The sequence below is a fragment of the Planctomycetota bacterium genome (genome assembly GCA_039819165.1).
Classification (GTDB): Bacteria; Planctomycetota; Phycisphaerae; order Phycisphaerales; family UBA1924; genus JAHCJI01.
In genome coordinates this window covers 1,683,244-1,694,174 of the sequence record JBCBSM010000001.1, presented here as the reverse complement: position 1 = coordinate 1,694,174, position 10,931 = coordinate 1,683,244, and the positions used below count along the sequence as shown (strand labels likewise).

14 protein-coding genes are annotated in these 10,931 nt (G+C 72.2%); 4 read left to right on the top strand and 10 right to left on the bottom strand.

The features are described from left to right. Nucleotides 1-6: 6 nt before the first annotated feature. Genes AAFX79_07330 through AAFX79_07310 form a run of 5 tightly spaced genes read right to left on the bottom strand, consistent with a single transcriptional unit; the run spans nt 7 to nt 3,818 of the window. Nucleotides 7-417, bottom strand: coding sequence for a biopolymer transporter ExbD (locus tag AAFX79_07330; GenBank protein MEO1008362.1), 411 nt, complete (start codon nt 415-417; stop codon nt 7-9). A 21-nt stretch (nt 418-438) separates the two neighbouring features. Next, nucleotides 439-867 (bottom strand): biopolymer transporter ExbD, encoded by a 429-nt coding sequence (locus AAFX79_07325; protein ID MEO1008361.1) that lies wholly within the window; start codon nt 865-867, stop codon nt 439-441. A gap of 25 nt (nt 868-892) precedes the next feature. Then, nucleotides 893-1,711 (bottom strand): MotA/TolQ/ExbB proton channel family protein, encoded by an 819-nt coding sequence (locus tag AAFX79_07320; protein ID MEO1008360.1) that lies wholly within the window; start codon nt 1,709-1,711, stop codon nt 893-895. Further along, nucleotides 1,711-2,838, bottom strand: coding sequence for a hypothetical protein (locus tag AAFX79_07315; GenBank protein ID MEO1008359.1), 1,128 nt, complete (start codon nt 2,836-2,838; stop codon nt 1,711-1,713). The genes AAFX79_07320 and AAFX79_07315 overlap by 1 nt, the downstream gene beginning before the upstream one ends. Beyond that, nucleotides 2,835-3,818, bottom strand: a complete 984-nt coding sequence (locus AAFX79_07310) for a vWA domain-containing protein (protein MEO1008358.1) — start codon at nt 3,816-3,818, stop codon at nt 2,835-2,837. Before AAFX79_07310 ends, AAFX79_07315 begins: the two co-directional genes overlap by 4 nt. 342 nt (nt 3,819-4,160) lie before the next feature. On the opposite strand from AAFX79_07310, the gene pyrH reads away from it, so the two are divergent. Both pyrH and frr read left to right on the top strand, forming a co-directional pair. Next, nucleotides 4,161-4,928 (top strand): UMP kinase, encoded by a 768-nt coding sequence (gene pyrH, locus AAFX79_07305; protein MEO1008357.1) that lies wholly within the window; start codon nt 4,161-4,163, stop codon nt 4,926-4,928. A 75-nt stretch (nt 4,929-5,003) separates the two neighbouring features. Then, nucleotides 5,004-5,573, top strand: coding sequence for a ribosome recycling factor (frr, locus tag AAFX79_07300; protein ID MEO1008356.1), 570 nt, complete (start codon nt 5,004-5,006; stop codon nt 5,571-5,573). On the opposite strand, the gene AAFX79_07295 is transcribed toward frr, so the two are convergent. Beyond that, nucleotides 5,570-6,307 (bottom strand): helix-turn-helix transcriptional regulator, encoded by a 738-nt coding sequence (locus AAFX79_07295; protein ID MEO1008355.1) that lies wholly within the window; start codon nt 6,305-6,307, stop codon nt 5,570-5,572. The genes frr and AAFX79_07295 overlap by 4 nt on opposite strands. A gap of 183 nt (nt 6,308-6,490) precedes the next feature. On the opposite strand from AAFX79_07295, the gene AAFX79_07290 reads away from it, so the two are divergent. Together AAFX79_07290 and AAFX79_07285 are read left to right on the top strand one after the other, a co-directional pair. After that, entirely contained in the window at nt 6,491-6,865 is a 375-nt protein-coding gene (locus AAFX79_07290) for a VOC family protein (protein MEO1008354.1), read from the top strand. A gap of 65 nt (nt 6,866-6,930) precedes the next feature. Further along, the gene (locus AAFX79_07285; protein ID MEO1008353.1) at nt 6,931-7,467 is read left to right on the top strand and encodes a nuclear transport factor 2 family protein; all 537 of its coding nucleotides are present in this window, start codon (nt 6,931-6,933) and stop codon (nt 7,465-7,467) included. On the opposite strand, the gene AAFX79_07280 is transcribed toward AAFX79_07285, so the two are convergent. From AAFX79_07280 to AAFX79_07265, 4 genes are all read right to left on the bottom strand, one after another. Beyond that, complete coding sequence (locus AAFX79_07280) at nt 7,454-9,238, bottom strand: S49 family peptidase (GenBank protein ID MEO1008352.1); 1,785 nt, start codon at nt 9,236-9,238, stop codon at nt 7,454-7,456. The two genes, AAFX79_07285 and AAFX79_07280, sit on opposite strands and share 14 nt — an antisense overlap. Before the next feature lie 74 nt (nt 9,239-9,312). Next, a complete protein-coding gene (locus AAFX79_07275) occupies nt 9,313-9,726 on the bottom strand; it encodes a metallopeptidase family protein (protein ID MEO1008351.1) in 414 nt (137 codons plus the stop codon). Further along, complete coding sequence (locus tag AAFX79_07270) at nt 9,723-10,679, bottom strand: hypothetical protein (GenBank protein ID MEO1008350.1); 957 nt, start codon at nt 10,677-10,679, stop codon at nt 9,723-9,725. The genes AAFX79_07275 and AAFX79_07270 overlap by 4 nt, the downstream gene beginning before the upstream one ends. Continuing rightward, nucleotides 10,676-10,915, bottom strand: a complete 240-nt coding sequence (locus AAFX79_07265) for an AtpZ/AtpI family protein (protein ID MEO1008349.1) — start codon at nt 10,913-10,915, stop codon at nt 10,676-10,678. The genes AAFX79_07270 and AAFX79_07265 overlap by 4 nt, the downstream gene beginning before the upstream one ends. Between the last annotated feature and the right edge of the window lie 16 nt (nt 10,916-10,931).

The window sequence follows — 10,931 nt, the reverse complement described above, 5'->3', positions numbered from 1 at the left end:
GATGTGCTACTCGGCCGGCACATAGGTCCTCTTGGTGAAGCCCGCGTCGAGGGCCTCCTGCATGACGGCCGCGACGGCGGCCCACGGCGCCCGGTCGGTCACGCGGACGAACAGCCCGCCCTCCTTGGGCAGTTCGGCGAGCACGACGCCGAGCGACTCGCGATCCAGGAACGTCCGCGAGCCCATGCGGTAGGTGAGCACGCCGTCGCGGACGTCGACGGTGACGATCTGGGGCTGCAGGTCCCGCGCCTGGCCCGAGCCCCGTTCGGACTGCAGGGCGGCGGCGACGCGGCTCTCGGGCGGCGTGATGGTCGCCGTGACCATGAAGTAGATGAGCAGCAGGAAGACCACGTCGATCAGCGTGGTCAGCGGCAGGTGCTCCTGCTCCTCTCGGTTGTTCCAGTCGCGCAGCCGCATGGTCGTGCCCTAGTTGCTCCTTCAGCCCCGGCCCGAGATGTCGATGGTCGCGTGGCTCCACTGTCGGACGCCCATCCGCGTCAGCCGCCGTGCCATCTCGTTGACCGGGCCGGCGGGCGCGGCGCGGTCGGCCCGCAGCAGCACGCGGATGCGCTCGGGCCCGCCCGCGCGATCGGCCTGCTCGCCCACGATCTCGATGACCCGCTCCAGCGACACCACGCGGCCGTTCATCAGGAAGCGGCCGTCGGCCCGCACGTCGACGAGCACCGCGTCGGGGTCGGCGGCGGCCTCGGCGGTGCCGGGCTCATCCGGCAGGTCGACGCTCGTGCGGCTGACCTCGGCGAAGCGGGCGGTGTAGAGGAAGAAGATGATCACCAGCAGCACGACGTCGATCATCGGCGTCATGTCCAGCTTCAGCCGGGGCCGGGATGGGGGCAGGGCGATGTTCAAGGCGTCTCCCGGTGGGATTCGTCGATCACGAGCCGCTGGCGACCGGCTGTGGCTGCTGGGGCGCGCCAGCGGGACGCTGCTGCGGGCGGGCCTGTCCGCCGCCCGGCTTGGCCGACTGGATGCAGGCCGCCAGCTCCTCGGTGACCTCGGCGAGCCGTTGCGCGAGCGAATCCACGCGATTGCGGAAGAAGGTGTGCATCGCGGTGCAGGGGATGGCGACGATCAGCCCGAGCACCGTGGTGATGAGCGCCACCGAGATGCTCGACGCGAGCGCCTCGGGCCGCACGCCCTCGCTGACGCTCAGCGTCTCGAAGGCGCCCACGAGGCCAACGACGGTACCGAGCAGCCCGAGCATGGGCGCGACGGCGGCGATCAGCCCCATCGGGTCGGTCTTGCGGTGCAGCTGCGCGAAGCGCTCCTGTCCCGATTCCTCGAGGGCGGAGCGCAGCTCGAGCAGGCCGAAGGGCGAGCGGAGGCACCGCGTCAGCGCCGCGGCGAACATGCGGGCCAGCAGGCACTGGTTCTCCTCGGCCTGGCAGAAGGCGAGCGCGCCGCGGACGTCGTTGGCCATCAGCAGCCGGCTGAGCCCCTCGCGGACGCGGGCGGGCGCGAGCCGCTCGTAGCGGATCTCGACGAACAGCCACACCGCCATCAGCACCGCCGAGAAGGACAGCACGATGATCACGATGCCGATGGGCCCGCCCGAGAGGATGTGCTCGAGCAGCGTCTTGCCGTCCTCGCCGGCGGCGGACGCACCGGCGGCGTCGGCCTGGGCCAGCAGCCCGCCGGCGTGGGCGATCCAGTCGGTCGATGGGGCGGCGATCGCCTCGGCGAAACGGCTCATCATTGCGGCGATCCTCCGGCGGGTCTGGGGTCGGCGGCGGTGGCATCCAGCAGGTCGGCCAGCGGCGGCCAGGCGAGCACCGAGGCGTCGGAGTGCCGCCGCTGCAGGTCGGCGGCGAGTCGTCGGGCGGCGTCATTCTCGCCCAGCCGGTCGAGCACGACCGCGGCCTCGGCCAGCGCGATGTCGGCCAGCGTCGGCGCGTGCCGGCGGTGCAGCAGGTTGACGCGGAGCAGCCGGGCCACGCCCCGCAGCCTCGATTCGCGGTCGTCCTCGGCCACCAGCGATCGGCCCAGCCCCGCGAGCACCCAGGCCCGCCGCCAGCCGCGGGCCGACTCGAGGCGGCGGCCGAGCTTGGCGCGGGCGGCGTTCCGCTCGGCGTCGTCGCCGGCGCGCGCCGCCACGATCTCGCGCACGAGCGCCACGCCGTCGTCGCGGTTGGCCTCGGGCAGCTCGCCGATCGATCGGCCGAGTTCGTGCTCGAGCGAGGCCTGATACAGCCTGCGGAGGGCCGCGGTCTTGGCCCGCTCGCCCTCGATGGGCTCGAGCCCCAGCACGAGCGGGGCGGCGGTCGTGCCGAGCCACATCGGCGGCAGCTGCGGGCACAGCTCGGTGGCGTCGTCGGTGACGCCCGCGAGGCCCGCGCGGGCGGACCAGTCGCGGCCGGCGTAGGCGGTGTTGGGCTCGCGGACGGCGCTGGCGTCCAGCCAGGCGAGCCAGGGCTCGACCGCCGCCGCCGTCGCGCCCCGCGCCAGCCGGCATCGCAGCAGCCCCTCGGCAACCACGAGCCGCGTGGGCCCCGTGCGTGCGGCGGGCTCGGCGAAGAGCCGCTCGAGGATGGGCTCGGCCAGCACTCGATCGCCCCGCTCCACGCGGGTGCGGGCCCGCCAGATGGCGCGACCCCGCGCGAGCTGCGCCTCGTCGACGCCGAGCGCCGAGGGCGCGCGGAGCACGCGATCCCACCCAACGACGACCACGCCGGCCTCGGTCCGCACGCGGATGCCCTGCGGGCCGGCGTCCAGGGCATCGCCCGCGGGGGCGGCCTCGTAGCTCCGCAGCACGAGCGCGTCCTGGGCGCACGCCGCGTGGGCGGCGAGCAGCGCAATGGACAACACGAGTGGCCGCATCATCCGCGTGGGCCCTCGACGTGCGTGTAGGTGCCCCGGGTGCTCGTCGCGATGCGGCGCATGATCGCCTCGCCCTCGCGGCTGCCGAAGGTGATGCAGTGGATGGGTGCCTCGATGCGGCGGAAGACGTTGAGGATGCCGTCGGCCTGCTGGTCCTGGAACTCGCCGTCGGTCATGAAGTAGATGGCGTCGGGCCTCGGGTCGAGCCGCAGCAATTCCTCGAAGGCGCCCAGCGGGAAGGTCGGCCCGTTGGCCTCCACGCGGAGGACGTTGGAGCGGGCCCAGGCCTTGCCGCTGTCGGTGGCCTCCACCCAGTCCACGCCGCGGCCGCCGAGCGGGAACGCTCCGCCGCTGTAGAAGATCACGAAGAAGTTCGACGAGGTGAAGAGGGCCGAGAGCGAGCGGATGAGCTCGGCCTTCATGGCCTCGAGCTTGCCGTCCAGCCGCATGGATCCGGAGATGTCGACGACGAAGGCGAAGCGGTTGCCGCGGGCCTCGACGCCGAAGAAGCTCGCGCCCGCCCCGACGCTCTCGCCGACGCCCAGGCCCAGGCCCTCGACGTCGCCGCCGCCCAGCTGCAGCGTGACGTCGCCGATGGAATCGGTCAGCTCCGAGAGGTCGACCTCGAGTTCACCGAGGTCCAGCTCGGCCGACAGCTCCAGGGCGGCAGCGGAGTCCGAGGCGTCGGGGGCGTCCAGCTCCAGGTCGGCCTGCGCGATCTGGGCCAGCTCGGCGTCGGTCATGACCGCGAACTCGACCTCGGGCTGGGCCGAGCCGATCTGCGCGGGCGGGCGGTTCATCATCCACAGCGCCGCGATGATGCCAAAGACCAGATGCACGAGCAGCGAGATCGAGGCGCTGGTAACCAGCACAGGAACCTTGTGGCGGCGCACCCATGCAACCAGTCCGGGCCGCAGTTCGTCGGCGTCGCGGTCCGCGTGGGCGTCCGGGGGGGCGGTGCTATTGGGGGTGGTCTGGTCCATGCGTTCGGTGGCGCGTGTCCGAGGGCGGCGTGCTCTCCTCCCCATCGGGCGAATCGGGCTCGGCCGCAAGCCCCGCCCGCATCGGGCAAAGCGTCGAGCCGCGCCGATGCCCGCACGCGGCCGGCTCTGGGCGGTCGCCGCGGCATGGTACGGCCGGGATCGGTCGGCCCCGGGGCGCACCACGATGCCCCGGAGCGCACCGCGCGGGCGCCTACCCTGATCTCGCTACCGCGGGCGACGCCGGGCGGTTGCACGGCCACGCCGGGGGTGAGTGGCATCCCCGATGCCCCCGAGGGCGACCGCCCGGGCCTATCGGCCGGGCCTGGGAGCACGACCGGACCCATGTCGACCCTCAGCGAGCCAGCCGAGTCCGAGCAGCCGGCCACCCGCGCCGGCGAGCAGCGGTACTCGCGGGTCCTGCTGAAGCTGAGCGGCGAGGCCTTCGGCAGCCAGGGCACGGGCGTCACGGTCGATCACCTCGTGGGCATCAGCCAGGAGGTCCGCCAGGCGGCCTCGCAGGGCGTGCAACTCGCGATTGTCGTGGGTGGGGGCAACATCATCCGCGGCGCCACGCTCGCGCAGGCGGGCCTGGTCCAGCGGGCGACCGCGGACCACATGGGCATGCTGGGCACGGTGATCAACGCGCTGGCGATGCGGGAGGCGCTGCTGGCCGTCGGCGTCGAGAGCCGCGTGATGAGCGCCATCGAAATCCGAGCCGTCGCCGAGCCGTTCATCCGCAGCCGGGCGATCCGCCACCTGGAGAAGGGCCGCGTGGTCATCCTCGCGGGCGGCACGGGCAACCCGTACTTCTCGACGGACACCTGCGCCTCGCTCCGGGCCATGGAGCTGGGTTGCGAGCTGCTGCTCAAGGGCACGAAGGTCGACGGCGTGTACTCCGCCGACCCGGCCAAGGACCCCGCCGCCGAGCGCTTCGACACGCTGACCTTCGCCGAGGCGCTCGATCGGGGCCTGGGCGTGATGGACATGACCGCGCTGGCGATGTGCCGCGAGCACGGCATGCCGGTGGTCGTGTTCGATTTCAAGAAGCCCGGCAACATCGCCGCCGTCGTGCGGGGCGAGGCCATCGGGACCAGGCTGACCGCGGGCTGAGCGAGGGCCGAACCCCGGGCGGACGCCCCGCCCCGCGGCGCGACGCGCCTATAGCTGCGTTGGAGGTGCACCGCCATGTCGACCGACCCCGACACCATCCTGCTCGAGGCCGAGGACGCCATGAAGAAGGGCGTGGACTACCTCAAGCAGGAGCTCCGCGGCGTCCGCAGCGGCCGCGCGAGCACCGCCCTCATCGAGTTCCTCAAGGTGGACTACTACGGCGCGAGCACCGAGCTCAAGTCGCTGGCGGCCATCAGCGTGCCCGAGCCCACGCAGCTGCTCATCAAGCCCTACGACCAGGGTGCCATCGGCGAGATCCGCAAGGCCATCGAGACCTCCGACCTGGGCCTCTCTCCCGTGGTCGAGGACAAGAGCGTCCGCGTCAGCGTGCCGACGCTCTCGGCCGACCGGCGCCAGCAACTGGTCGCCCGATGCAAGAAGATGGGCGAGGAGGCCAAGGTCGTGCTCCGCAACGCGCGGCGGGACGCCAACAAGCACGCCGACTCGCTCAAGACCGGCGAGGGACACATCTCCGAGGACGAGGTGAAGATCCTCAAGGATGAGATACAGGAGCTGCTCAAGAAGCACGAGGCCGAGATCGACCAGCGCGTGGCCGACAAGAGCAAGGAAGTCCTGGAGGTCTAGGCCCCTCCATCGGCGTGCTCACGGTAGCTCCGGGGCGTCCGGCCCATCTCCAGGCGGAACATCGAGACGAAGGCGCTCGCGCTGCGGTAGCCGCAAGCGTCGGCGACCTGGCCGACGGAGCGCCCCTCCGCCAGCAGCGTGACCGCGTGCAGCAGCCGCGCCCGCTGGCGCCACTTCGAGAGCGTCATGCCGGCCTCGCGTCGGAAGAGCCGCTGGATGGTGCGCGTGCTCGCGCCGCTGCCGGCTGCCAGCTCGTCGGCCGAGGCGTCGGCCCCCGGACTCGCCAGGATTCGTTCCGCCACGCGCCGCGCACGCTCGTCGGCCGGCATCGCCAGCCGTAACGGCGATGGATCACTCACGGCGATGCGGTCGGCGAGCACTCGTGCGAGCCGGGCGTCCGCGTCGTGCTCGCCTCGTAGGTGGCCCGCTTCGACGACGTGCAGCACGAGCTCCCGAAGCAGACCCGAGACCGGAAGCACGCGGCAGCCGGTCGGCAGGGTGTTGCAGAGCGAGGGTGCGAGGTACAGCGTGCGGAGCGACAGCGCCGTCGCCGCCTCGATCGCGTGCGGCGTCGCCGCCGGCATCCACACCGCCCGCCGCGGGGGCACCACCCAGGCGGCGTCGGCGGTCCGCACGGTCATGGCCCCCGAGATCGCGTAGACGAGCTGGGCCCACCCGTGCGCGTGCTCCTCGATCCGGTAGCCGCCCGGCAGCGTGGCGGCGATCGATCGCACGATCGGCTCAGAAGCTGGGATATGTCGCACTGTCGACATTTATTGGCATTCTATCTACTAGATGACGCGGTATCGGTCGGGTAGTCTGGATGTGCCGCGAGGCGGTAGCGCCGGAGCGGCCCGCACGGGCTGGCCGAGGTGCGTGCGCGGAACTTGGGATTGATCTGTACGAGGGAGATCGAGATGGCCAACGACGTCGCCCACTTCGCCATCCACGCCGACGACTGCGAGCGCGCGAGACGCTTCTACGGCTCGGTCTTTGGATGGACGTTCGAGGCGTGGGGGCCGCCGGGCTTCTGGCGGGTGTTCACGGGCGGGGGCATCGAGGGCGCGCTGCACGAGCGGCTCGAGCCGGTCAGCGGCACGGGCATGATCGGGTACGAGTGCAGCATCGCCGTCGAGGACGTACACGCCATCGAGGGGGCCATCCGCGACCACGGCGGCGAGATCCTCCGCCCGCCGATGCGGATCGAGGGCGTGGGCACCGTGCTCCAGTTCCGGGATACCGAGGGCAACGTGGCCCAGGCCATGCAGTACGCCGACGGCGTGCGCCAGTGAAAGGACGAACCATGCGTCTTGGATGTGGATTCGGCGGAGTTGTATGCGGCAGCCGGCGCACGATCGTGGCCGTCGCCGCGTGCGTAGGCACGGCGGCGCTGGGATTCGGCGTGCTCGAGTCGCTCGAGCCCGTGCCGTTGCAGGACGGCACAATCGTCGTGCAGTCGCGGACCGATCCGTCGGCCGACGCGCTCGACCAAGAGCTGCGGGCCTTCGCGCAGCGTTACGTCGAGACGCTCGCCGGCGGCGACGACGGCGCGATCGCGACGCTCTACGCCGATGAGGCCCGCTTCGCGTGGTTCACCGATGGCGTACGCCTGTACGACAGCGCGGCGGACGTCACGAACAGCCTCGGCGAGATCCGCGGGATGGGCGCGGCGCTCGAGACGACGCTGCGCGACGTCGAGGTGGTGCCGCTGGCCGAGGGGCTGGCCGAGATCCGTGCGCTGTTCCGAACCCGCGCGACCATCGGCGACCGCGAGGCCTTTGCTTACGCGGGCGCCATGACGATGGTGGTGGAGCGCGCCGGCGACGGCTGGGTGGTCGTCGGCGGGCACTCCTCGACGCCGAGTGCTCCGCCGCGTCGGACTACCGAACGCTGAAGACGCTCGGCGCGGTGAGCACCACGTGCTCGTCGCGGAGCAGGGCGAAGCCCTCGAGCGCGGTGGCGAGCTGCTTCCAGGCGGCCTCGCCCATGGCGGCGCGGGCGGCCCGGAGCATCGGCAGGTGCTCGACCGAAGGCGAACCGGCCAGCAGCCCCGGCGCCGAGGCCATGCCGCCGAATGTCTCGTCGAGGAACTGCTCGAGCGACTTGGGGCCGGGGTACGGCCGCACGTCGTACTCGGTCAGGCCCACGTGCTGCGCCAGGTCGGCGACGGCGTCGTCGAGCGAGCCGACCTCATCGGCCATCTCGAGCCCGACGGCGTCCTTACCGAGGAACAGCCGGCCCTCGGCGGTCTTCGACAGGTCGATGCCCGCGCGGCCGCGCTGCACGCGGTCGGTGAACTGGTCGTAGATCTCGACCATCTTGCCGCGGACCAGGGCGATCTGGTCGTCGTTCCAGCGGCGGTCGGAGGCGAAGATGTCGGCGCGGGGCCCGCGGGCGCGGCCGACGACGTTGATCTTCAGCTCGTCGTAGAGCTCGGCCATGCTGATCTTGCCGCCAACGACGCCGATGGAGCCCAGGATGCTCGAGGGGTTGGCGTAGATCTTCTCGCCGGCGACGGCGATGTAGTAGCCGCCCGAGGCCGCCATCGAGCCCACGCTGACCCACACGGGCTTCTGCTCGCGGAGCTCGCGGACGCCCTGCCAGATGATCTCGCTGGCCGTCGCCGAGCCGCCGGGCGAGTCGATGCGGAGCACGACGCCCTTGACCATGTCCTCCTCGCCGAGCTCCTTGAGGATGTTGCGGACCGAGCGGCTGCCGATGGTCTGGCCGCCGAAGAGCCCGCCGCTGCTGGAGTCGCCGGTCATGATGCTGCCGGTGAGGTGCAGCACCGCGATGGTGGGGCCGTCGAGCGATCGATCGGGCTCGCGGGAGAGCAGCTGGAAGATCGCGAAGGGGTTGGAGGTGTCGAAGTCGGCGCGGCTGGCGCCGGCGGTGATCTTCACGATGCGGGGGTCGTCCTCGCCCGCGACGGTCTCGGCCAATGCCGGCAGGTCCAGCTCGCGATCGACCAGGCCCGCGCGGACGGCGTCGTCGGCCTGGGCCATCCACAGCGATTCCATCGAGGCCTCGATGGCCGGCCGATCCATGCCGCGGCCGTCGCCGATGGTGGTCAGCATGTGCCCGTAGAGCCCATCGAGCAGGCCGCTGATGTTCTGGTCCCAGGCCTCGCTGGGGCCCGAGCGGGTGAGCTGCTCGTTGGCGCCCTTGTAGTCGCCCACCTGGATGAGCTGGGCCTCCATGCCGACCCAGTCGAGCGTGTCGGCCAGGAACATCTCCTCCATGTACAGGCCCGGCAGCGATACGTCGCCGGCGCGCTGCATCAGCACGTTGTCGGCGTAGCTGGCGAGCATGAGGTCGGTCGGGCCCATCTGCTCGGCGAAGACCGTCACCGGGACGTCGACCTTGGCGATGGCCTGGCCCAGCTCGTCGACGTGCGACCAGCCGAGCGACGCGTCCTTGAGGCGGATGACCAGGTGGTCGAGGTCCTGGCTGTCGGCCGAATCCTCGATGGCGCCGACGAGGTCGCGGAGGGTGGGCTCCTGGTCGCCGAAGAGCCAGGCGAAGGGGTTGGGCGCCTCGGCGGGGGTGCCGGAGATCTCGAGCAGGCCGACGCGGTCGCGGGCGTCGCCGGCGTGGGCAAGGGTTGCGGCGGCCATCGCCAGGCCGGCGGCCAGCGGGACGCGGTGTCGCAAGGTCAACGGCATCGTGGTCTTCCTTTCGTGCGCCTGCCCGCGGCGGTGCGGGCGGCCAGCAAGAGAGCCTACACGCTCATCGGCGGTCAGGCGTAGCCCAGTTGGTCCAGATCCTCCTCGTCCAGGCCGAAATGGTGGCCCAGCTCGTGCAGCAGCGTTATCTGGATCTCCGCCCGAAGGGTTGCATCGTCGGCCTCCCAGCCGCCGGCGACCTGGGCGATCCCGCGCCGGAACAGGTGGATCTGGGTGCCCAGGTCGGCGGGGTCCTCGATCGAGCGTTCGGTGAGCATGTGCCCGGTCTGCAGCCCGCACAGGCTGTCGCGTTCGTCCTCCCAGTGCTCGCGGGGCACGCCCAGGTCCGCCAGGATGCGTTCGTCGGGCTCGTCCAGCACGTGCACGGGAACCTCCTCGAGCACGGCCGCCACCCGCTCGGGCAGCGCGGCAATGACCCGCTCGAGCAGCCCATCGAACCGGGCGCGGTGGCTGGCGTCGATGCTCATGCCACGGGCGCCGGCGGCTCGACCATGGAGACGTAGCTGGCCAGGCGGCGCCCCGAGCGGAGCAGGGCCCGCGCGATCCGCAGGCAGTCGATGGTCGCGCCGACGATGCCCAGCGTGAGCAGCGCCGAGGACACCGCGACGATGGAGATGCCCGCGATGACCAGCGCGTCGCCCGGGCCGCCGCCCAGTTCGCGGCCGCCCAGCCGGACGGCGTCGCCGGCGATGCCCACGGCCGCCGCCGCGGCGATGGCGTACATCGTCTGGCGGTCGACGCGGCCCGAGCGGAGCAGCGCGGATCGCACGGCGAGCGCCCGGGCGTGCCGCCGCAGCAGCAGCACGATCGCGGCGATCAGCAGCATCTCGGTGCCGCGGGCCAGCGCCCGGCCCGCGTCGGGGGCGTGGCCGAAATAGGGGCTGGTCGTCATCGCGTCCAGCTCGCCGTGCAGCCACCAGTAGCTCGCCGCGAGCGGCAGGAACAGCAGCACGCCCAGCACGGCGCACGCGACCGACCATGCCTTCAGGCCCGAGGTCGGCCGCACGAGCGCGAGCGCGCCCACGCCCGAGAGCAGCACGCAGCCCGCGCCAACGAGCGCGATCCGCTGCTGGCTCGGCCGGTCGAGCCAGCCCGCCGAACCCAGCAGCTCCGGTGCTTCGGCGAGCCGCAGCACCCAGGCCGCCAGCGCCGCGAGGCACGCGCCGGCCGCCCAGGCCATCAGCCCGGCGGCGATGGCCGACGGCCGGCGCACGGGCTCGAACTCCTGCGCCCTGGGGTCGACGACGGCGAGGATCGAGGTGGCGATCTTCAGCCCGCACTCGGGGCACCGCTCCAGCACGCTCAGGCCCCGCAGGTCGTACCGGCACGCGGCGCACCGCAGCTCGCCCGAGAGCACGGCGGCGACGACGGGCTCGCCCCCGCCATCGGCGGCATCACGTTGCGGCGGGGCGTCGCTCACCGGTCACGCTCCCGATTGAGCCTGCTGGCGGTTCGCAGGAACGCGGTGAAGCCCGCCAGCAGCCCGACTACCGCGAAGACGATCAGCAGAATGGGCGAGGTGCCGAATAGGGCATCGGCGCCCCAGCCCAGCAACACGAAGCTCAGCACCATCGCGGCGAAGTCGACGCCCGCCGCCCAGCCGCCCATGCGGGTGCGCATGGACGTGATGCCCCCCCTGCGCTGGTGGTCGGCCACGGGCATGTTGTAGGCC